Source organism: Nevskia soli DSM 19509, from assembly GCF_000711955.1.
In the GTDB taxonomy this organism is placed as follows: domain Bacteria; phylum Pseudomonadota; class Gammaproteobacteria; order Nevskiales; family Nevskiaceae; genus Nevskia; species Nevskia soli.
In genome coordinates this window covers 431,692-454,222 of sequence record NZ_JONR01000001.1, presented here as the reverse complement: position 1 = coordinate 454,222, position 22,531 = coordinate 431,692, and the positions used below count along the sequence as shown (strand labels likewise).

Here is a 22,531-nt window from a genome sequence, read left to right as displayed (position 1 = left end):
GACGTCTTTGCGCTCATGGACATAACGTCACCTTGCCGAAGCCGGAGCTGCCGACGATGGCCATCAGGTCGACCACGCGGTCGTAGACGGATTGGGGATCCGCGCACACGGTGACCAGCTCATCCGGGAACTGCTGCGCGATATCGTGCAGGCGCGCCGGCAGGTCGGCATACGGCACCGCTTCCTTGGCATCGTCGTTGTGCTGGATGAAGTAATTGTTCTGCAGATCGAAACTGACGCCGAGCTTCTCCGGCGGCTTGTCCGACTGGAACAGGCTGGGTTTGGGCAGGGTGATGGGCAACTGGTTCATCATCAGCGGCATCGTGACCATGAAGATGATCAGCAACACCAGCATGACGTCGACCAGAGGCGTGACGTTGATTTCCGCCACGGGCCCCATCTCCCCTTCGTCTCCGCCCGAAGAGGATTTGACGCTCACGCCCATGGCGAAAACTCCAACTGCCAGTGGCTAGTGGCCAGTGACCAGTGGCTAGTCACATCAAAAGACGGGCGCAGCCCATCCTGCTTTTCACTAGTCACTGACCACTGACCACTGACCACCTTCTTGCTCTTCACGGCCGCTCTCCCCGCTCAGGCCGCAATGGCCGGCGCGAAGCGCTTGGACAGGCGCCCGGCATAGATGCCGATGACGGTGTTGAGGCGGCCGACATAGCGGCCCATGTTGGTGGCGAAGCTGTTGTACGCCATGATCGAGGGGATGGCGGCAGCCAGGCCGATGCCGGTGGCGATCAGCGCTTCGGCGATACCCGGGGCCACGGTGGCCAGGCTGGTATCGTGCGCCGCGGCGATGCCGGTGAAGGTGTTCATGATGCCCCACACCGTGCCGAACAGGCCGATGAACGGAGCCGAGGAACCCACCGTCGCCAGGAACGGCAGGCGCTTGTTGATGCGGCGGGTTTCATTGGACAGTTCCAGGCGCATGGCGCGCTCGACGCGGTCGCGTACTTCGTGCAGCGCTTCGTGCTCGTGCTCGCCGGAGCCTTCGCGCCATTCCAGGTTGCCGGCGGCGATGATCTTGGCCACCGGGTGCGTGTCGCTGTAGTTGATGACGTCTTCCAGGGTGCCGTTTTCCAGCGTTTGTTCCAGGCGCTTCGCGGCGCCGAAAGCGGCGGTGAAGGCGAACAGCTTCTCGAACATCACGGTCCAGCACCAGAACGAGAAAAACACCAGGATCACCAGGACCACCTTCACCACCGGATCGGCCTGGGTCACCAGGTGCTGGATGGAGAGGTCGGCGGGATTGATCGCTTCGGCGGCATCCGCTGCCACGCTGAGAATGGAAACTGCCATTTTTGACTCCGGATAAGGGTTTGTTGAATGCCTTGCAAATTCCGGGCAAATGCCCGGCCAATCTCGAACTCGCTTCAATGTCGTGCGGCAGCGACCGCTGGCCTCGCGAACGGCGGCGCGCAATCACATCCGCCTGCTTGAAGAACGCGCCAGCATGGAGAAACGGAAATGGGAAACCGCCCAGGGCAATGTCGGAGAACGGAAAGCGCATGATCCGTCCGGTTTGTCTGGAGCACAGGCCACGGCGGCAGGCCGTGCGAAACGACCGCTCAGCCGTCGAAGCGGTACGACAGCCGCAGGTAATAGAAGCCGCCGAAGTACCCGTATGGCGAGAAGCCGCTGTACTTCTGCGACCCCAGATACTTGCTGCCCGGCCCCAGATCGCCGCGGAACGCCAGCGAAGTCTCCGGCGGATACTGGTCGAACAGGTTGTTGGCGCCGATCCCGACGGTCAGCCCCCGCTCGAAACGCCAGGCCACGTCGAGATTGGTGATCCAGGCCGGCGGAATCTCCTCGTAGATATCGCTGTCGGCCTTGGAACTGTCCACCACGTGGCCGTAGCGCACCACATGGAGGTTCGCGGTGAGCGGTCCCTTCAGCCAGGTACCGCCGAGGATGATCTTGCTGCGCGGCGTCCCCGCCGTGAGATAGCCCTGCTGCGCCGCATCGAACAGCTGGAAGCCGGGGCTGGTCTGGGCCAGGTCGGCCAGTTGCGGCGGATTGGGCTCGATGCGGGTGAAGCTGGTCTGGTTCCAGTTGCCCTCGGCGATCCAGCGCACCAGGCCCCAGGCGCCGAGGCGGGTGCGCATATTGGCGATGACGTCCATGCCCTGGGTCCGCGTATCGGCGGCATTGGTGAAGTACTGCACATTGGTCGCCGGATCGACGCCGGCCTGCTGCAAGGCGGTGCCGATACCCGGATCCAGCTCCTCGCTGAGAATGCCGGTTTCGAGGATGCGGTGGCGCACGTAGATGCGATAAGCATCGACCGTGATGTCGATGTCGCGCGTGGGCGTGGCGACGAAGCCCAGGCTGTAGTTGCTGGAAGTCTCCGGCCGCAGCGGCGTTGCGCCCAGGGCGCGCGCCTCGGTCGAGGCCACCGGCGCCGTCACCACGTCGATCGCCGTCAGCACATTGTTCACGGTCTGGAAGAAGGTGCTGGAGGTTGCGTACAGCGACTGCCCCACGGTGGGCGCGCGGAAGCCGTTGTTCACCGTGCCGCGCACCGCCAGGAACGGCAGCAGCTGGTAGCGCATTGAGATCTTGCCGGTGCGGGTATCGCCGAAGTCGCTGTAGTGCTCGAAGCGCACCGCGACGCCGACATCCCAGCGCGGCAGCACCTTGGCCTCCAGGTCGAAGTAGCCGGCGACATTGTCGCGATAGGCATGCCCGGCGCGGTCCGGGCTGAAGCCGTTGTAGGACTGCGCACCGGGGCTGGGATGCTTGGTGGTGTCGGGGTAGCAGGGATCGGAAGTATCGGTGGTGGCCACCGGCGCGCAGAACGAGGTATAGCTGCCGGTTTCGTAGGAGCCGAGCTCGCCCGGCTTGATCGCATAGGAGTTGTTGCGGTATTCGGCGCCCGCCGCGACATGCAGGGGCTCGCTCAGGCCCACCTGGAAGGCGCGGCTGAAATCGATGTCGTTGGTGAACTCGGTATTGATCCAGCTGCCGTCGTAGAAACTGGTGGGCGAGGCCGGGCCCAGCGTGGCGTTGATGGTATGGTCGGTGAAAACCGCCGCGTCATCCTTGCCGTAGGTGCTGCTGACATCCCAGGTCCAGCCGTACAGATCCGCGCCCTTGGCGCCGACGGTGGTGGAGAAGTCGATTTCATGGATCGCTTCGCGCGGCTCGAAGCCATCCGGGTAGACCGACCAGTCGTAAGGTGGATCATTGTTGCCGTCGGGATAGCGGAAATTCTCGTAACCGTTGCCGTGGCGCGCCGTAAACGTGGAGAACGAGTAGAGATGGGCGCCGCCGTCGAGCCGCAGGCCGGCGTTGTAGCCCAGGTTGAGCGCGCGCGTCAGCGGCAGGCCGTCGATGATCTTGTCGTGGCTGACCGTGGCTTCACGCGGGTCTGGTGCACCGCTGGCCTGGGCATAGTAGAACGGCCCCTCGGCATCGGCGGAGCGGTCGGTGAAGTTCTGGCTGAACAGCTCCCCGCTGAGATGCACAAAGCCGCGACTGCCGAGCTTGAACCCGACATCGCCGCCATCCTGGCTGGTGAAGCCGTCCTTGAAGTCGTAGATGCCGTTGCGGCTGGTCAATTCACCGCCATGGTCATCGCGCTTGAGCACGACGTTGATCACGCCGGCGATGGCGTCCGAACCATATTGGGCGGAAGCGCCGTCGCGCAGCACCTCGATGTGATCGATCGCCGCGAACGGGATCATGTTCAGATCCACCGGCTCCGACCCCTTGTTGATCGAGGAGTTGGCATTGACGATGGCGCTGGCGTGGCGGCGCTTGCCGTCCACCAGCACCAGCATCTGGTCGGCATTGAGGCCGCGCAGGTTGGCGGGACGGACGATGGCGCTCTGGTCCTGGCCGGCGATGGCCGGCAGGTTGAAGGACGGCAGGATCAGGTCGAGCGCGTCGCTGAGCGTGCCCGCGCCGGTGGCCTGCAACTCCTCCGCCGTCACCACGTCGATCGGCGCGCTGCTCTGCACCACCGAGCGCTTGACGCGCGAGCCGGTGACCACCACGGCGTTGAGGTTGTCGGTTTCCTCCAGCGCCTCGCCGCGGCTTCCCGGCGGCGCCGTCGCAACGGCCATTGCAGGCGCCTCATCGGCCCCCGGTGCCGCTGCGGGTTCGTCCTGCTCCGCGGCCCGTTCGGTCACCGCAACCGTCCTGCCACCGATCGATTGGCTGGTATAGGGGGTATTGCGCAGCAGCCGCAGCAAGGCGGCCTGGGGCTTCATGCGACCTTTCACGCCCGGGGAATGGGCCGTGGACAGCCCGCTCGCCGCCGCGACCACCTGGACGCCGCTCTGCGCCGAGAACTGCGTCAGCGCCGTCGCCAGGACCTGCGGCGCAATGTCGAAATCAACCGCGGATTCCGGTTCCTCGGCACGCGCGCACAGCGCCATCGCCGCAAGCAGCAGCAACCACCGCGCCCAGGCCTTGGGCGCCAAAGCCCGGGCATCTTGCGCAATTCTCATCAAGCTGGCGCATGTCCGTCGAACTGGCCGCAGCAGGCCTTTGCCAGGACCGTTGCAAAAAGCGTGCTCGCGGCCGCGGCCCTGCCCCGCAGGCCGGGGCCGCTCCCTCGCTCAGTATCGCCGCCGCCCGGCGGCTTCGGCCTAGGGACGAACTGCCGCCACCTCGATCTCGATCAGAAACCCCGGGTTGGCCAGCGCCGCCACCTGCATCGCCGAACGCGTCGGCAGGTTGGGCTGTTCCGCGGTGCCGAAGAACTGGGTATAGCCCTCCATCATCCCGGCGAAATCCATCTTGCCGCCCTTGGCCGGGTCGCCCGCCATGAACACCTGCATCTTGACCACGTCCTTCATGCTCAGCCCCATGCTCTTCAGGCTGGCCTCGATGGTTTTGAGCGCGCCGATGGTCTGCGTCTTGGTGTCGCCGTACGCGGCATTGGAATCCTTCGGCTGGGTGTCATCCACCACCGGCGGCGTCATGCCGCTGAGGAAGATCAAACTCTTGCCGGCCGGTATCTCCACACCCATGGAAATGGGAAACTTGGAACCGTTGGGAAGCTTGTAGCGCACCACCTCGGCCTGCTTGCCGCAGCCGGAGGTGCAGGCCAGCACGGCGGCGAGCGTCAGGCCCAGACCCATATTGCGCAATGTCAGTTTGCTGTTCACGTCGATTCTCCCTTGTGATTGGACGGTCATTCGGATGCGGCGGGTTTCTTCGGCCGGAGCGCTTTCACCTCGGCCGGCGTCACCTGGTCGGTGTAGTTGTTGCCGAAATGGCTGCGTACGTAGTTCGCCACCGCGGCGACCTGGTCGTCGTCGAACATCGCGCCGAAGCTGGGCATGGCCTTGTTGCCGTTGACCACCATGAAGGCCGGATAGACCTTCGAGGCCAGGCGCGGATTGCCCGCAAGCGCCGGATAGGCGCCGGCGCCGACGGCGCCCTGCCCCTGCGGCATGTGGCAGCCCTGGCAGACGCCCTGGAAGATCGCCTCGCCGGTGGTCTCCTGGAACTTGAAGCCGTTGCTGAAGGAATGGTCGACCGCCTGCGCCGCCTGGCTGGTCAGGCCCAGCATCAGGCCGGCGCACAGGGCTAGCCGCGCACTGCGTGAAATCGGAGTCATGAGCTTGTCCTTGTTCGGGATGGGGCCGCGCATCAGCCGTTGACCACGCGCTGGTGCAGGCGCGAGATGGCGTTGAGCGAGGAAGTGATGGCGCCTTCCTGCCAGGCCGGGATGTAGGAAACATGCTCGCCGGCGAGCAACACCCGGCCGTCGATCCGGCAGATGTTGTCGTAATGCTGCTTGCGCTTCTCCTCGGTCCAGGCGCCGGCGCAACCCAGGATCCAGGGGACGCGGTGCCAGCCGACCGCGATGCCGTTCTCGATCTCGTCCTTGTACTGCGGGTGGATCTGCGCGCCGAACTCGATGGCCTTCTTCACCCGTTCCTGCGGCGACAGCGCGGTGAACTCGTAGGCGTTCGGCCCGAAGGTATAGGCCCCCAGCAGCACGCCCTTGCCCGAACCGAAATAGCCGGTGTTGGGATAACCGATCATGTTGTTGGGCAGGTCGGTGAAAGTCACGCCGCCGTAGATCGACTCGTCCTGCTCCCAGAAGCGGCGCTTGGCCTGCAAGCCCACCTTGATCGAAGCCTCATAAGGCAGCGCGTTGATCGCATCATGCATCGGCGCGCTCACATCCAGGTCGATCTGGCTCAGCACCGAGGCCGGGATGGTGCACAGGCACCAGTCCGCACTGACCTGGGTCGGCGCACCGCCGGTCTTGGCGTCCACATAGGTGGCGGTCACCTTGTGCCCGTCCTGCTTGATCGCGGTGACCTTGCAGTTGAAGCGTACCGCGTCGCCGACCTCGCGGGCGAAGGCCTTGGAAATCATGTCCATGCCGCCGACCGGCTGGAACAGCGTGGTCTGGAATTCGTAGATGTGGCCGTGCACCAGGTAGCGCCACAGGCCGGACTTGAGGATCTCGTCGATCGAGATCGGCTTGGACGGCACCGGCTTGCCGATGGTGCCGCCGTTGGGATCATGGTCATAGCCGCGGCGGCCGCTGGACTCCAGGCCCATGCGGTAGGTGTAGTCGTTCTCCAGCGCACCCCAGCCCTTCAGCGATTCCAGCAGGATCTCGCGATCCTCCTTGGTCACCAGCTGATCCATCTTCTTCTGCTTGGTCGACTTGGCCAGCAGCTCCGCCACGCCGCCGTTGAAGTCCGCCTGGATATGGCGGTAGCGCTGCGGCTTGCCGCCGAACGCCTTGCTGGAATGCAGGTAGGCGTTGTAATTGACCTGGTTGAACGGCTCCAGCACCACGCCCAGGCGCTTGCAGTAATCGAGGATGGCGTTGTGGTGATACGGCAGGCGCCACGGGCCCGGATTGAGATACAGGCCAGGATCGAATTCGCACTTCTGCTCGAAGCCGCCGAGCTCGGTATAGCTGTCGCCGCCGCGCAAGGTCCAGTTGCGGCCGCCGACGCGCTGGTTGTACTCCAGCACCTGCACCTTGTAGCCCGCCTTGCGCAGCTCCAGCGCCGCCACCAGGCCGGCGAGGCCGGCGCCGAGGATCAGCACCGAAGCGCCCTTGGGGTCGCCCTCCAGCTTGATCGGCCCCTTGTAGTCCGACTCCGGCACCATATCGAGACTGGCCATGGCGCGGTAGGCCACCGAACTTCCCGCCGCCGCGCCGATCATCATCAGTAGCTCGCGCCGGCTCATCGAACCGATTCCTGCCCCGCTCATAGATGCTCCCTGTTGTTGTGGTTGAAGCGTTATGGCGAACCCGGAGGATTCGCCCTGACTATACCCCTAGCTGCTTTTTCCGGCGGTCATGCGATCTGCCGCAGGTGCCGCACCATCGCCGGCGCGTCGCCGAGGCCGGCGCGCACATGCGACCGGGCCGCGGCCACGGTAATGCCCATCTGCAGGGAAATTTCACGGTAGGTGAGGCCACGCTGGTACAACCGCGTGGCGGCGTCGGCCACAAGGCCGCGCTTTCTCTCGCTGCGTTCGCTCATGATTGGTTCGCCAGAAAAAGGGATCAAATCAAGAACGGGCGAAACCATCAAAGCGGAAATGGCTTTACCGCGACGGCAGCAGGCCGCGCCAAAAAGCCGCCGACGAAAGCCGCGCGCGCACAACGGCAACGCCGCTACACGCGGCAATCAATCACAACAGGGAGTACTACGAAGGATGCGGCGTCAGAGCGACGCCGGCGGACCATGCGCATCCGCAGCTTCGACGCGCCGATAGAGCAGCACGCGCCCGTCGGCCGTTTCACGCGCCGTCACCGGGAACACCTTCTGGATGGCGGCGAGCCACTCGTCCTCATGCCCCTGCACCACCGAGCCGGTAAAGCGCAGGTGCTCCAGCGACGGATCGGCGATCTGCACCTCCCGCCCCGCATAGCGGTTCAGGTTGGCGATCACCAGGCCCAGGTCCTCGTCGAGGAAACTCATGCTGCCGGTGCGCCAGGACACCGCCGCCACGCGGTCCGCCGGCCGAACCGTCAGGCTCGGGCTGCCGCGGTCGGCCACCACCAGCTGCCCGGCGGCGACACGGATCACGCCGTCCTTGGGCAGGCCCGGGCTGTGGCCGGCCGCACCGGCGAGCTGGCTGGCGCCATCCTCCACATCGACGGCGCCATGGGTCACGATCACTTCGATCTTGTCGCCGGTCTTGCGGATGTTGAACGCCGTGCCGACCGCGATCACCTTGAGCCGCCCGACCTGCACCACGAAAGGCCGGTCCGGATTGTGCTCCACCTCGAAGAACGCCTCGCCGTCCTTCAACTGGAGATTGCGGCTGGCCTGGGTATAGTTCACCGCCAGGGCCGAGTCGGCGCCGATGGCGACGCGCGAGCCGTCGGCCAGGCTGACATCCTCGATCTGCGCCTTGTGGGTGACATAGGAGATGGATTGCAGCGCCGCCGGATCCGCAGCGCCCGGGCGCCACAGATTGGCGCCGGTGAGCACGATGGCGCCTAGGCCGGCGGCCAGGGCAAATCCGGTCACAGCCGCCAGGTAACGCCGCCCGCGCGATGGCCGCTTGCGGCGCGCCTCGGGTTCGCCGAGCAGTTCGCGCACCATTCCGGCCCGGGTTTCGGCATCGAGCGCGGCGAGACGTCCGCCCAGGCTTTCGATCCGTTCGAAGGCGCGCAGATTGGCCGGATCGCTCTGGCACCAGTCGAGCCAGCGGCTGATTTCCTCGGGCGCGACGTCATCCTCGCGCAAACGCACCCACCACAGGCTTGCCTGCTCCGTCTGCGTTGGTTTGAATGTGTCCGCGGGATTCATGCGCGCTCCTCCAGCGAGCATTATCCTTTATTTTCGTCCAGACATTCTCGGCAAACCGTCAGCGCACGCGCCACATAGTGGCGGATCATGCGATCGGTCAGCTGCATCATTTCGGCGATGTCGCGCACGCTATGGCCCTCGAATACATGCAACAGGAACGCGCGACGGCACTTTTCCGGAAGTCTTTTCAGTGCGGCCTTGACCACATCCAGTTCCTGCTGCCCCAAAACCTCGCGGTCGGGCCCCGGCCGGCTGAGCAGGTCCTCGAAGAAATCCTGCGGCGCATTGCGCTCCCGCACCTGCCGGTGGCGCAGGCGGTCCACCGCCAGGTTGGCCGCGATGGAAAACAGGTGCGCCCGGAGAAAGCTCACCGCCGAGGCATCTTCCAGGCGCAGCAGCCGCACGTAGGCCTCCTGCGCCACTTCCTGCGCCTCGGCCTCGGAACTGAGCTTGGCGAAAAGGAAGCGGACCAGCGAGCGGTTGTGTTCCTCGAACAGGCGGCGCACCAGTTCGGAGCGCATCGCCCCGTCGACCGGCTGATCCGCGTGGCCTTCTTCGACCGGAACCTGTGCAGCGATGGAGTTGGACAGGATTTGCATCATCCGCCCTCCCAGAGTGGATAGTCTGGAAAGGGGCTAACGCAAAAACCGCGCCCGGCAGGCGGCGGCGAACCAAAAATCTCAGCTGGCTTCCGACCTCGCCTCGATGCGTCCGGCCCGGATCGCCCGACGCAGCAGGGCGTGGTCGCGCTCGGTCTGGTCGGCGTAATGGCTGGCGAAGTCCACCAGCGCATCCTCGAAGGCATCGCCCGAGCCGAGATAGCCGGCCAGCGTCACCGCGTCGGCCGAGCGCGCATGCGCGCGCGCCAGCGCCCAGCCGCAGGCCTTGGCGTAGTTGCGCATGTTGTCCGGCCGCATGCCCTCGATCACCGGCTTCACCTTCACGTCGCGCAACTGGCGGATGTAGAAGCAGCGGCCATCGTCATCCTGCGTCCAGCCCAGGAACAGGTCGCTGGCGGTCTGCATGATCTGCTGGCCGATGACCACGCGCTGACCATGGTCGGCATAGGGGCTGCCGCCGCCACTGGCCTCCAGCACGGAAGCCATCGCCTGCTTGTATTGCAGGAACAGCGAGTCGCCGTTGCCGGACATGAGCAGGATCACGCCGCACTCGGTGCCGACGCTGCCGACGCCCACCACCTTCATCGCCACGTCGACCACGCGATAGCGCTCCAGCAGCAGGCGCCGCGCCGGCAGCAGCGAATCCAGGTAACGCCGCACCGCATGCTCCACCTGGGCGCGGTAATGCCGGTCCTTCTGCACATCCTCAGCATGGAAGATCAGCGGCGGATCGTCACTGATGCGCGGCTGATCGCCGCTGATATAGGTCAGCTTGGCCAGTTCGTGCGCATGCGCCGTCCTGGAGATGGCCTGCTCGATCTTGCGCTCGTCGAAGTAGCCGAACTCCCGGCCCTCGCCGCTCTCGATCAGCTCTTCCAGGTCGATCGAGGCATACCAGGCTTCCAGCACCGACATGCCGGCGAACTCGATCATGCGCCGGCGATAGGAGCGCACCGCCCACCAGGCTGCCTCGCGTCCATCGTCGTCGTCGAAGCCGTTGGAGCGGCCGGCCAGCACGAAGCTCGCCGCCAGGCGCTTGACGTCCCACTCCCAGTACGAGACCGCGGTCTCGTCGAAATCGTTGATGTCGAATACCAGCTTGCGCTCCGGCGTGGCGAAGCCGCCGAAGTTGAGCAGGTGGCAGTCGCCGCAGGCCTGCAGCTTGAGCCCGGTCACCGGCGTCGTCGCCAGGTCACCGGCCATCACCGCCGCGGCGCCGCGATAGAAGGTGAACGGCGACACCATCATGCGGCCATAGCGGATCGGCAGCAGACCGGGCAGCCGCCCCTTGCTCGAGGCGATCAGCAGGGCGATCGGATCGGCGCGCCTGGCCGGCGCCTTCCACGCCGCATGGGACTTGCGCGGACAGCGGTCGCGCAGCGCCTTGCCCGCCGCCAGGCGGTCCTCTACCGGCAGCAGATAGGGCAACTTAGGGTGCGCCTCGGGCAGGCGAATTTCGTTCTGGCGCGGCTTCTTCATATTGCCTTCCTCTCTAGGCAAGTGCGTCATATTTTTACGGTAGCGCGGCCGACACCTCCCGGCGCCACCGGAGCGACGGCGCAGTGTACTTGACCCGCGTCAATGAAGAGACAGGCCCGATACGCGAGGATGGACCGCAGCCGCAAGGCTCTCCGGTCTTCCACCACCGACATGCGCGGATACGGCGGGGCTACACTATCCGCAGCATGGCAACGTCGAGCGCCCCGGCCCGTCGCCGGCAGCGCCAGGAGAAGCTAATTGAGCCCGTTCCGCCCCGTCGCCTGGATCACCCATCCCGCCTGCCTGCGCCACGGCGCCGGCCAGAACCATCCAGAGTGCCCGCAGCGTCTGCAGGTGATCGAGGAACGTCTGCGCCAGAAAGGCCTGCTCGACTTCATGCAGCAGATCGAGGCGCCCGCCGCCACCGTGGAGCAGCTGCTGCGGGTGCACGACCGCGCCCATGTCGAGCGCGTACTGCACGCCGATACCACGCACGGTCCCTTCTGGCATGACCCGGACACCGCGCAGGACGCCGACACCCTGGAAGCCGTCCTGCATGCCGCCGGCGCCGGGGTCAAGGCCGTGGACCTGGTACTGTCCGGCCAGGCCGGCTTCGCCTTCTGCGCGGTGCGTCCGCCGGGCCATCACGCCGAGCGCGGCCGCGCCATGGGCTTCTGCTTCTTCAACAGCGTCGCCGTCGCCGCGGCGCACGCCATGGCGCAGGGGCTGGAGCGCATCGCCATCCTCGACTTCGACGTGCACTACGGCAACGGCACCGCCAACATCTTCGCCGGCGACGAGCGCGTGGTGCTGTATTCCACCTACCAGAACCCGCTCTACCCCTATTGGCAGAGCCCCGGCATCGACAACCTGGTCGACGTGTCCCTGCCGCCCCATTCCGGCAGCGCGCAGTTCCGCGCCGCGGTAAGCAAGCACTGGATCCCGCGCATGCTGGAGCAGAAGCCGCAGCTGATCCTGGTCTCCGCCGGCTTCGACGCCCATGCCGAGGACCCGCTGGCCGGCCTGCAATTCAGCTACGAGGACTATGCCTGGGTCGCCGGGCAGATCCAGGATGTGGCCGAAGCCTGCTGCCCGGGGCGCGTGGTGGCCACGCTGGAAGGCGGCTATTCGCTGCACGCCCTGGCGCGCTGCGTCGAGCAGTTCCTGCAACCCTTCGTGACCGCGACATGACGCCGTGACCATCCGCAACCTGGAGGCGTACCTGAAGCCGCGGCGGGTGCTGCTGCTGGGAGAGCCGCTCGGCAGCACCGCGCAGGAGCTGATCGCCAACCTGCGCCAGGCCGCGCCGCCGGGATTGCTGGTGGAATCGACGCGGGAACTGGAAGGCGGCGAACCCGGCGTCCTCGGCATCGTCGGCGATCCCGCCACGCTCGACGAAGCCATGCTGGCCCAGCTTGCCGCCCGCGGCTGCCGCGCCCTGATCTGGCCGCACGACACGCGTCCCGACACCGCCCTGCTCCAGGCCGCCCGCGCCCACACCACGCGCCTGCTCGGCCCGCGCAGCCCCGGCATCCTCAATCCCGCCGCCCGGCTCAATGCCACCGTCCTGCCGGCGGCCCTGCTGCCGGGCACCATGGCCCTGATCGTGCAGTCGCAGTCGGTAGCCTCCGCCGCCATCGATTGGGCCACCGGCCGCCGCTTCGGCTTCTCCTGGGTGGCCATCACCGGCGGCGAGAGCGACGTCGACATCGCCGACCTGCTCGACTATGCCGCGCTCGACCCGCACACCCGCGCCGTGGCCCTCGAAGTGGGCCGCATCCGCGGCGCGCGCAAGTTCATGTCGGCGGCCCGCGCCTGTGCCCGCGCCAAGCCGGTCGTGGTCCTGCAGACCCGGCAGGCCGACTGGCACGGCAAAGGATCCGACCCGGTCCGCTCCGCCGCCTTCGCCCGCGCCGGCATGGTCGAATGCCTCAGCCTGCCGGGGCTGTTCGACGCCTTTGCCGCGCTGTACCGCCTGCCGCCGCTGCAGCACGGCCGCGTCCTGGTGGTCAGCAATGGCTCCGGCATCTGCGCCCTCGGCGTCGACGCCGTCCTGCGCACCGGCCTGCAGGCGGCGGAACCGGACGAGGCCACCTGGACGCGCGTCCGCGCCCTGGTACCCGAGCTGAAACGCCTGGGCGGCGGCGCCGACCTCGGCGAGCCGGCCATGGACACCGTCATCGCCGCCCTGCGCGAATTCCTGCGCGACAAGGCGGTGGACGTGGTGTTGTTCGTGCGCAGCCCCGGCGCCGGCCGCAGCCACACCGCCGTCGCCGCCGAACTGGTCAAGGCCGGCTTCGACGAGCGCCTGCTCACCGTCTGGCTCGGCCTGGAAACCGCCCTGCCGGCGCGCAAACTCAGCGCCGAAGCCAACCTCGCCACCTTCATCTCCGCCGACGCCGCCGCCCGCGCCGTACGCTACCGATGGGAATACGCGCGCAACCGCGAACTGCTGACGCAGACCCCGCCGCGCGGTCCCACCGCGCCCACCGACGCCGCCGACATCGCGCGGCGCCTGCGCCGCATGCTCGACGCCGGCACCACCGAATTGCGCGGCAAGGACGCGGCGCGCCTGCTTGCCGCCTACGGCCTGGACAGCCACAACCCGCGGCCACGCCGCGACCTGCGCCTGGACGTACGCGTCGCGCGCCATGCCGAACTGGGCATGCACCTCGGCATCAGCCTGGTCACCCCCGGCTTCTCCGCACCCGCCGGCTATGGCTTCATGCCGCTCGATCCCTTGCTGGCCCGGCGCATCCTGGCCGATGCCGGGCTGCACGCCGACGCCGAGGCGGCGGCGGGAGACCTCGAGGCGCTGGCCCAGGCCTTGGTGCGGATCGGCCAGTTCGCGCTGGACCAGCCCCTGCTGGCCGAACTGCGCCTGCGCCTCTCCGCGCACGGCGGCATCGCGCAATGCATCCAGGCCGATACCCACCTGCAGCTGGCCGCCGCCACCGGCGCCGAGCGCGCGCGGCTGGCCCTGGCCCCCTATCCCGCCGCGCTGTCACACATTCTGGTGCGTGGTACCGAGCGTTACCGGGTGCGCCCGGTGCGGCCCGACGACGAGCCGGCCCTGATCCGCCTGCTCGAAGGCCTCGACCCGGAAACCGTACGCCTGCGCTTCTTCGCCTACATCCGCCACTTCAGCCACGACCTGGCCGCGCGCATGACGCAGATCGACTACGACCGCGAGCTGGCCCTGGTCATCACGCCCGAGAAAGGTGCCGAAAACCTCATCGGCATGGGCACCCTCTCCGCCGACCCGGACGGCGCCCGCGCCGAGTTCGCCGTGCTGGTGGACAAGGAACATTGCGGCCTGGGCCTCGGCCGCCACCTGCTGGAGCAATTCCTCCAGCATGCCCGGCAGCAGGGCATCGGCACCGTCTTCGGCGAGGTGCTGGCGGAAAACAGCACCATGCTGGGCCTGGCCCGCAGCCTCGGCTTCTCCACACACGCGATCCCCGATGATCCGGGCTGCATGCACGTCGAGATCGCCATCCAGGGTGCAGCCTGACCCCATTCCTGCGAACATGAGCGGATGCTAGGAATCGCCCTGACTCCCGCCGTCAAGGAAACCCTGTTCGGCGTCTATGCCGTGGCCGCCATCGTCGCCGCCAGCCATGCCCTGCTGCACAAGCGCGACCCGCGCGCCGCCTGGGGCTGGATCGCGGTGTGCTGGCTGTTCCCCCTGGCCGGCGCGATCCTCTATTACCTGTTCGGCGTCAACCGCGTACAGACCAGGGCCGTGCGCGTGTTCGGCAACGAGCTGCCGACGATGGTGCCGCGCTGCCCGGACCAGCCGCCGCGCATCAGCGGCGCCGACCCCGAGGAAGTCCGCGAACTGGTGCGCCTGGGCTGGGCCATGTCCGGGCGCCGGCTGCGCGGCGGCAACCGCATCGACCCGCTGCACAACGGCAGCGAAGCCTATCCCGCCATGCTCGCCGCCATCGCGGAGGCGCGGCACACGGTGGACATGTCCAGCTACATCTTCCGCGACGACGCGGTGGGAAAAACCTTCGCCGAAGCCCTGGGCGCCGCGCAGCAGCGCGGCGTCGCCGTGCGCGTGATGCTCGACGGCCTCGCCGACCTCGCCTACCACCCCCGCGGCAGCCGCCTGCTGCGCAGGCACGGCCTGCAGCCCGCGCTGTTCCTGCCGCTGCGGCTATGGCCGCCGATGCTGCACATCAACCTGCGCAACCACCGCAAGCTGCTGATCGTCGACGGCGAGATCGCCTTCACCGGCGGCATGAACATCCAGCAGGGCCATCTCGCTGCCGCAAAGGGTGAACCGCTGATCGACGACCTGCACTTCCGCGTGCGCGGCCCCCTGGTGGCGCAGCTGGCGCAGGTGTTCCTCTCCGACTGGTCCTTCGCCGCCGGCCAGCCGGCGCCGGATCCCGTTGATGGCAATCCCTGCGAGGAAGAGCCGGAGCCAGCGCAAGGCGATCACGCCAGCCGCGTCATCACCGAAGGCCCCAACGAGGACATCGACCGCCTGATCATGGTGCTGATCGGCGCCCTTGCCACCGCGCACGACCGCGTCTGGTTCATGACGCCCTACTTCCTGCCGCCCTCACCCCTGCTCAGCGCCCTGCAGTCCGCCGCCCTGCGCGGCATCGACGTCAGCGTCATCATCCCGCAGCGCAGCGACCAGCGCTGGATGGACTGGGCCACGCGGCACATCCTGCGCTTCCTGTTGCGCCGCCAGGTGAAAGTCTTCCTGCGGCCGCCGCCCTTCGCCCACACCAAGCTGCTGATCGTCGACGACTGGTATGTGCAGTTCGGCTCCGCCAACCTCGACACGCGCAGCCTGCGCCTCAACTTCGAGCTGATGGTGGAGAGCTACGGCGAACCGCTGGCGACGAAGATGGCGGGACACTTCAATGACGTGCGCGCCACCAGCCATCCGGCGAAACCGGAAGACCTGGCCAGCCGGCGCTTCCCGGCCCGCTTCCGCGACGCCCTGTGCTGGCTGTTTTCGCCCTATCTCTGAATCCAGCCGGCACCGCTAGACGCCCTTCGCCGGCTCCCCTTTCAGCGCCAGCAGCACATCCGCCGGCCGGATCGGAATATGCCGCAACCGCGCGCCCACCGCCGCGAAGATCGCATTGCCGATGGCAGGGCCGACCACCGTCGTTCCGGGCTCACCCAAACCCACCGGCACCTCGGTGCTCTGCACGAACTCGATATCCAGCTCCGGCACATCGCGCATGCGCAGCGGCGTATAGGTATTGAGATTGCTGTCCTTGACCTGACCGTTCACGAACTCGGTGCCCTCGTGCAGGGCCATGCTCACGCCCCACAGCGCCGCGCCCTCGGTCTGCGCCAGCGCGCCGTCGGGATGCACCAGGGTCCCCGCGTCCACCACCAGGGTCAGCTTCTCCAGCTTCACCACCCCGGTCGCGCGATCGACCTTGACCCGCGCCACGCAGGCGCACCAGGTCGGCATGTCGCGCTCCTGGCCGAAGGTGGTGGCGACGCCGATACCGGTGTCCTGCGGCAGCGTGCCGCCCCAGCCCGCCTTTTCCGCCGCCCGCTTCAGCACATGCGCCATGCGCGCCGCGCCGCCGGTGGCATTGGGCGCAGTGCCCGCGTTCTTGCCCTGGGCGTCGAGCAGGCCGAGCCGGAACGCCACCGGGTCGATGCCCGCGGCATGCGCCGCCTCGTCCATGAAGCTTTCCAGCGCCCAGTTGGTCCAGCCCGGCCCCACCGAGCGCAGCCAGCCCGGGCGGAAGGTGTTGTTGGCCAGGTCGTTGGAGATGGCGCGCACGCGATGCGCGCCGACCGTGTACCAGTGATCGGCGCCGGAAATGGAAAACGGATCGTAGGGCTCGCCGTTCTTGCCCTTGGGCATGAACACCGGGATCATCACCTGCGTCGGCCAGCCGGCGGTGGCGTGGTGCTCCATGCCGAGCACCTTGCCGCCTTCGCCGAAAGCCATGCGCAGGCGCTGCACCGAGGCCGAACGCGGCGAGTCGAAGTGCACGTCGTCGGGGCGGGTGAAGACCAGCTTCACCGGCTTGCCGATGGCCTTCGAAGCCAGCGCCGCCGGCACCGAGTAATCGCCGTTGAGGCGCCGCCCGAAACCGCCGCCGAGCAGGTAGGTGCGCAGCACCACCTTGTCCTCGCCCACGCCCAGCGCCTTGGCCAGCGTCGGCAGGATCAGCGACTGCCACTGGTTGCCGGTATGGATCTCCCAGATGCCGTCCTTCTCGAAGGCCAGCGCATTCACCGGCTCCAGCTGGAAATGCAGCACCGTGCTGGTGGTATAGCTGCGCTCCAGCGTGGTCTTCGCCGCGGCGAACGCCTGCTCCACGCCCTCGTCGGCCACCACCAGCGAGCCGCCCTTGGGATCGTCGATCAGCTTCGCGCCGTGATCGAGGATGTCCTTCTCCGACACTTTCGCCGCCTCGCCGGTGGCCCATACCACCTTGACCTTGTCAGCCGCGTGGTTGGCGGCGGTGAAGGAATCGGCGTACACCACCACCCAGCCGGGCACGGTACCGGAAGGATCGTCCAGGGCGACGCTCTTGATATAACCCTTGACGCCCTTGGCGGCTGAATCGTCGATGGAAGTGACGCTGCAACCATTGCGCGTCGGCGGCAGCTTGGGCCGCGCGTAGACCATGCCGGCCACCTCGGCGTCCAGCCCGTAACGGGCGGTGCCGTTGGTCTTGCCGGGGATGTCGATGGCCTTGGTCGGCACGCCGATCAAACGCCGGTCGGCCGGCTTCTTCAGCGGCATCGCCTTGAGCTGGTCCGCGCTGTAGCTGCGCGTGAGATTGCCCTTGCGCACGATATCGCCGTAGCTGATCGACTTGTGGCCGGCCGTGATCATGCCGTCGCGCGCGACGCAGGCATCTTTGCCCACGCGGAGCAGCTTTGCCCCTTCCTCGATCAGGGCGATGCGTCCGGCCGCGCCGGCCTGGCTCAGGTAAGGAAAGCTCTGCCACACCGACCAGCTGCCGCCGGTCACCATCAGGCCCCACTTCGGATCGGTGTCGACATAGTCGAGCCGCACTGACTCCCATTTCACTTCCAGCTCGTCGGCGACGATGCGCGCCAGCGCGGTGCCCACATGCTGGCCCATCTCGGCGCGGATGATGTTGACGGTGACGATGCCGTCCTGGTCGATGTGGTACCAGATGGTCGGTTCGAACGCATGCTGCGCCACCGCCGTAGCCGGATCGGCCAGCACCAGCCCGGCCCCGGCGAATGCCAGGGTGAAGCCGGTGCCCGCGGCGCCGATGAGGAAGCCGCGGCGCGACATCAGGCCGGCCGGTACTGCCTGGTCCTGGTACTTGGCGAACTTATTCATGGGCGGCCGCACCCTGCATTTCCGCGGCGGCGAGCTTGATCGCCTTGCGGATGCGCACGTAGGCCATGCAGCGGCACAGATTGCCGTTCATCACCGCGTCGATATCCGCATCGGTCGGATTGGGGTAATCCTTGATCAGCGTCGCCGCCTGCATGATCTGGCCGGACTGGCAGTAGCCGCACTGCGGCGTCTGCGTTTCGATCCAGGCCTTCTGCAGCGGATGCTGGCCCTGCGGATCCAGGCCCTCGATGGTGATGATGGACGCGTCCGCCACCGCGGCGAGCGGCGTGATGCAGGAGCGCACCGCGCGGCCGTTCAGGTGCACCGTGCAGGCGCCGCACATGCCGATGCCGCAGCCGAACTTGGTGCCCTTCATGCCGGCCAGATCGCGGATCACCCACAGCAGCGGCGTATCGTCCGCCGCGTCGATGGTGAGGGGACGGCCGTTGAGATTGAACGTGGTCATCGTTGCGCGGCTCCGGGCTGCGTCTTCATGGTGCTGCGGGGCTTTGTTTGCGGGCGCCGGCAATGGCGGCCGGCACATCGTTCCAGGGCGGCTGCATGGTGCGGCTGCCGCGCAGATAGGCGGCGAGCGCGGCGATATCCTCGTCGCTCAGGGACTTGCCGAAACCGGGCATGTAGGCACCCGGCATGCCGTCGTTCTGCCCGATGCCGCCGAGTACGATATGGATGAAGCTCCCCGGATCGGGGCCGTTGACCGTGCTGCTCAGCGCCAGCTCCGGCCGTGCCGGCAGCGGCGCCGCTCCGCCGTTGTAGTGACAGGAGGCGCAGGCGGACAGATACACCTGCGCGCCATGCTCCGGCACCACGCCCGGATCGCGCTGCGCCAGGGCCATTGCCCTGGCCAGGGCCTGGTCGGCATTCGCCGCCTGCGCCGCCGAGCCGTTGCGGTCGGCGAAGTAGACGGCGATCGCGCGCACATCCGCATCCGGCAGCTTGGCCAGCCCCTGGATCACCTCGGACATCGAGCCCGCGGCGACGCCGTGGTGCACCGAAGCGCCGCTGCGCAGGTAGGCGTAGAGATCATCCTGCGTCCACGGCAGCGGAGCCGGGTTGGAGGCATTCAGCGCGGGCGCCAGCCAGCCCTCGATCGGCGCGCCGGCATACAGCGCATCCTTCCGCTCGCCGCCCAGGCCGTTGCGCGGCGTATGGCAGGCGGAGCAGTGCCCCAGCCCTTCCGCCAGGTAGGCGCCGCGATTCCATTCCTCGCTCTTGCCGGCCTGCGCCTGGTACACACCCTTGTCGAAGAACAGCAGCTTCCAGCCCACCTGCAGGGCGCGGATGCTGAGCGGGAACGGCAATGTATTCGGCGGAGCCACAGCCTTCACCGGCTGGCGCGTCATGAAGTAGGCGTACAGCGCCTTCACATCGTCGTCGCTGACCTTGGCGAAATGCGTATAGGGAAACGCCGGGAACAGGTGCGCGCCGTCGCGCGCCACGCCGTCGTGCATGGCCCGGGCGAACGCCGCCTCGGACCAGCGCCCGATGCCGGTATCCGGATCGGGCGTGATATTGGTGCTGTAGATGGTGCCGAAGCCCGATTCGAGCCCGAAGCCGCCGGCATAAACCTGGCCGCCCTTGGCGGTATGGCAGGTCGCGCAGTAGCCGGCGCCGGCAAGCTGCTTGCCCCTGGCGACGAGATCTTGAGGAAAGGCCGATGCCGCCGGCGGATCGATCGGCGCCAAAGACGGCCGCCAGGCCAGGGCGAACAACCCGCCGATTCCCACGAGAGCGAGAACCACCACGGTGATGACTATGCGCTTGAGCAAATCCGCTCCCCCATCAAATCCATTCGGATGGTCGCAGCCCTGGTGAACCAGGCTGAGCCGGCGCCGCAACGGCCCGACTTTACTCTTTCACGCGGGGCATATCCATTGCGCGTCGCAGCAGGAACCCAGCCCCGGCGCCCACTTTGCGGCTCAACCAAACGAGGCACACAGCAAGCCGTCCAGTCAATATGAAAAGCCCGATGGACTTCGAGCGCCGACGAGCTTCACGCACCATCCGACCATGGAAACCCCAACGCCAGCTTCATCAAAGCCGCGCTCGCTTCATTGACACGAAGATGAGAATCATTATTATGTAGACGCATGTCCGGCCAAGCTGTAGACGGTCCGGCTCTATCTTCCGTAGATACGCCCAGCCAGCCAGCCCCAAGCAGCCCGCCACGGTGATCGAACCATCCACGATCACTCCGGCCCGGCCGGATTGGGGAATTTGTGCGACACAACTGTCGGAAGCTGCTCCTCGGAGCGGCCTGGGGTCTCGCCGTCGCGGCCACGGACACCGTGGCGCAGGAATCGACGCAGCTCCAAACGGTGACGGTCACCGGCGCGGCGGATGGCGCGATGGCGACCGAGGCCGGCACGGCGACCAAGACCGATACCCCGCTCACCGAAACGCCGCAGTCGATCTCCGTGATCACCGCCGACGAGATCGCCGCGCACGGCGCCAGCAGCATGATGGAGGCGCTGCGCTATACCGCCGGCGCCGCGGTGGAGACCTACGGCCCGGACGGCCGCGGCTACGACTGGGTCAAGCTGCGCGGCTTCGACACCTTCCCCAGCCAGTTCCGCGACGGCATGCGGATGTTCAACTACGACTTCATGGAGCCCTACGGCCTGGAGCGCATCGAGGTGCTGCGCGGGCCCAGTTCGGTACTGTACGGCCAGTCGGTGCCGGGCGGCCTGATCAACGGCGTCAGCAAGCTGCCGCTGCGCTCGGCGCAGCGCGAGGTGGAGTTGTCGGCCGGGAGCTTCGGCGCGCTGCAGGGCCAGTTCGACTTCACCGGGCCGGCGCTGCGCGACGGTGCACTCGACTACCGCCTGATCGGCCTGCTGCACGAGGGCGGGAACCAGATCGAGTTTCCCGACGGCCACGGCTATCCGGCGCGGCGGCAGTATTTCGCGCCATCGCTGACCTGGCGCCCGGCCGCGGACACGCGCATCACCGTGCTGGCCGAGCGGCTGCACGTCGCCGGCATGTTCCCGAACCTCGCCTCCGCTCCCGACGGCGGCCCGACCGAGGTGGTGATCGACGACCGCGGCTACGACGCGGACATCACCAAGCTGTGGAACGTCGGCTGGCAGGTGGACCAGGGCCTGGCCGGCGGCGCGCTGGTGTTACACCACAAGCTGCGCTTCAACCATCGCGACGAGGCGCAGCCCTATCTCAGCGCCCTGGGCTACAACACTCCGGACCAGCCGACGCTGCTCGACCGCTACGCCTCCAGCTACTTCAGCGGCGCCAGCAGCTGGATCACGGACAACACCCTGGAGTGGAAGACACGCACCGGCGCTGTCGCCCACACCCTGCTGGCCGGCGTCGACTACGGCAGCAACCACTATCACGACGACTATTATTACGGCGACGCGCCGCCGCTCGACATCGCGCACCCGGTGTACGGTCAGGACATTCCGCTGCCGACCGAGGAGCAGTCCGGAACGCGGCAATACCAGAGCCAGCTCGGCGTCTACCTGCAGGACCAGGCCTACTGGCAGCAGTGGATCGTCACCGCCAGCCTGCGCCGCGACTGGGCGCACGACCGCAACAGCGATCCGGTTTCCGGCACGCCGACGCAGCAGTTCAACGCGGCCTTCAGCGGCAGGGTCGGCCTGATGTGGAAGAGCGCCCTCGGCGTCACGCCCTACCTGAGCTGGTCGCAGTCGTTCCAGCCGAACAGCGGTACCGACTTCGACGGCAAGCCGTTCAGCCCCACGCGGGGCCGGCAGTACGAAGTGGGCGCGAAGTACGCCACACCCGGCGACCGCGCCATCTACACGGTCTCCTTCTTCCGCCTGCTGCAGGACAACGTACTGACCAAGGATCCGGCGCACGAGAACTTCAGCGCCCAAACCGGGCAGGTCCGCTCGCAGGGCGTGGAACTGGAAGGCAAGGGCCGGCTGACACGCACGCTGGATCTGAGCGCAAGCTACACTTGGAACCCGGTCAAGGTCACGCGCAGCAACGACGTCGACCTGGGCAAGGTGCCGATCCTGACGCCGCAAACCAACGCCTCGCTGTGGCTCAGCCACACCACGCGCGAAGGCTTGCTGGAGGGGCTGGGGCTCAGTGCCGGCGTGCGCCACCTCGGCGCCACCTGGGGCGACACCGGGAACACGCTCCGCAACAAGCAGCTGACCCTGATGGACCTGGCGGCGCGCTATCCGCTGCGCGGCTTCGAACTCGGCCTCAACCTCAACAACGTGTTCGACCACACCAGCTTCATCGCCACGCCTTACGGCAACTACCTGACGGCCAAGCGGGTCATCGCCGGCAGCCTGCGCTACCAGTGGTGAGCGGCGCGGCCGGGGTCAGAAGGTGCG

Annotated in this window: 17 protein-coding genes; 4 read left to right on the top strand and 13 right to left on the bottom strand. The window is 67.3% G+C overall.

What is annotated here, in order from left to right:
- Positions 1 to 13: 13 nt before the first annotated feature.
- From BP26_RS0102055 to BP26_RS0102010, 10 genes are all read right to left on the bottom strand, one after another.
- Complete coding sequence (locus BP26_RS0102055; RefSeq protein ID WP_169740624.1) at positions 14 to 439, bottom strand: ExbD/TolR family protein; 426 nt, start codon at positions 437 to 439, stop codon at positions 14 to 16.
- A gap of 152 nt (positions 440 to 591) precedes the next feature.
- On the bottom strand, positions 592 to 1,311 hold the full coding sequence (locus BP26_RS0102050; protein ID WP_029918916.1) for a MotA/TolQ/ExbB proton channel family protein: 720 nt from the start codon (positions 1,309 to 1,311) through the stop codon (positions 592 to 594).
- A gap of 269 nt (positions 1,312 to 1,580) precedes the next feature.
- The gene (locus BP26_RS0102045; RefSeq protein WP_084182694.1) at positions 1,581 to 4,469 is read right to left on the bottom strand and encodes a TonB-dependent receptor; all 2,889 of its coding nucleotides are present in this window, start codon (positions 4,467 to 4,469) and stop codon (positions 1,581 to 1,583) included.
- Between the two features lie 141 nt (positions 4,470 to 4,610).
- On the bottom strand, positions 4,611 to 5,105 hold the full coding sequence (locus BP26_RS0102040; protein ID WP_029918914.1) for a RidA family protein: 495 nt from the start codon (positions 5,103 to 5,105) through the stop codon (positions 4,611 to 4,613).
- 53 nt (positions 5,106 to 5,158) lie between these two features.
- Positions 5,159 to 5,587 (bottom strand): c-type cytochrome, encoded by a 429-nt coding sequence (locus tag BP26_RS0102035; RefSeq protein WP_036515919.1) that lies wholly within the window; start codon positions 5,585 to 5,587, stop codon positions 5,159 to 5,161.
- A 32-nt stretch (positions 5,588 to 5,619) separates the two neighbouring features.
- Entirely contained in the window at positions 5,620 to 7,215 is a 1,596-nt protein-coding gene (locus tag BP26_RS0102030) for a flavin monoamine oxidase family protein (protein WP_029918912.1), read from the bottom strand.
- Between the two features lie 86 nt (positions 7,216 to 7,301).
- Entirely contained in the window at positions 7,302 to 7,490 is a 189-nt protein-coding gene (locus tag BP26_RS0102025) for a hypothetical protein (protein ID WP_029918911.1), read from the bottom strand.
- 183 nt (positions 7,491 to 7,673) lie between these two features.
- A complete protein-coding gene (locus BP26_RS0102020; RefSeq protein ID WP_029918910.1) occupies positions 7,674 to 8,768 on the bottom strand; it encodes a FecR family protein in 1,095 nt (364 codons plus the stop codon).
- 20 nt (positions 8,769 to 8,788) lie between these two features.
- Entirely contained in the window at positions 8,789 to 9,370 is a 582-nt protein-coding gene (locus BP26_RS0102015; protein WP_029918909.1) for an RNA polymerase sigma factor, read from the bottom strand.
- A 78-nt stretch (positions 9,371 to 9,448) separates the two neighbouring features.
- Positions 9,449 to 10,867, bottom strand: coding sequence for a DUF2252 domain-containing protein (locus BP26_RS0102010; RefSeq protein ID WP_029918908.1), 1,419 nt, complete (start codon positions 10,865 to 10,867; stop codon positions 9,449 to 9,451).
- Positions 10,868 to 11,125: 258 nt separating this feature from the next.
- Between BP26_RS0102010 and BP26_RS0102005 the strand changes: the two genes are divergently transcribed.
- From BP26_RS0102005 to BP26_RS0101995, 3 genes are read left to right on the top strand one after another with little or no spacing between them, the layout of a single operon-like run.
- Positions 11,126 to 12,058: a histone deacetylase family protein gene (locus BP26_RS0102005; RefSeq protein WP_029918907.1), complete on the top strand. Its 933-nt coding sequence runs from the start codon at positions 11,126 to 11,128 to the stop codon at positions 12,056 to 12,058.
- Positions 12,059 to 12,062: 4 nt separating this feature from the next.
- A complete protein-coding gene (locus BP26_RS0102000; RefSeq protein ID WP_029918906.1) occupies positions 12,063 to 14,381 on the top strand; it encodes a bifunctional acetate--CoA ligase family protein/GNAT family N-acetyltransferase in 2,319 nt (772 codons plus the stop codon).
- A 24-nt stretch (positions 14,382 to 14,405) separates the two neighbouring features.
- A complete protein-coding gene (locus BP26_RS0101995; RefSeq protein WP_051748059.1) occupies positions 14,406 to 15,860 on the top strand; it encodes a phospholipase D-like domain-containing protein in 1,455 nt (484 codons plus the stop codon).
- 15 nt (positions 15,861 to 15,875) lie between these two features.
- On the opposite strand, the gene BP26_RS0101990 is transcribed toward BP26_RS0101995, so the two are convergent.
- Genes BP26_RS0101990 through BP26_RS0101980 form a run of 3 tightly spaced genes read right to left on the bottom strand, consistent with a single transcriptional unit; the run spans position 15,876 to position 19,975 of the window.
- Complete coding sequence (locus tag BP26_RS0101990) at positions 15,876 to 18,185, bottom strand: xanthine dehydrogenase family protein molybdopterin-binding subunit (protein WP_029918904.1); 2,310 nt, start codon at positions 18,183 to 18,185, stop codon at positions 15,876 to 15,878.
- Positions 18,178 to 18,651 carry a (2Fe-2S)-binding protein gene (locus tag BP26_RS0101985; RefSeq protein ID WP_029918903.1) on the bottom strand — a complete coding sequence of 158 codons (474 nt, stop codon included), beginning with the start codon at positions 18,649 to 18,651 and terminating at the stop codon, positions 18,178 to 18,180. The genes BP26_RS0101990 and BP26_RS0101985 overlap by 8 nt, the downstream gene beginning before the upstream one ends.
- Positions 18,652 to 18,676: 25 nt before the next feature.
- Positions 18,677 to 19,975 (bottom strand): cytochrome c, encoded by a 1,299-nt coding sequence (locus BP26_RS0101980; protein WP_029918902.1) that lies wholly within the window; start codon positions 19,973 to 19,975, stop codon positions 18,677 to 18,679.
- Positions 19,976 to 20,425: 450 nt separating this feature from the next.
- Here BP26_RS0101980 and BP26_RS26335 point away from each other — a divergent pair, with 450 nt between their 5' ends.
- A complete protein-coding gene (locus tag BP26_RS26335; RefSeq protein WP_157572310.1) occupies positions 20,426 to 22,504 on the top strand; it encodes a TonB-dependent siderophore receptor in 2,079 nt (692 codons plus the stop codon).
- Positions 22,505 to 22,531: the final 27 nt, after the last annotated feature.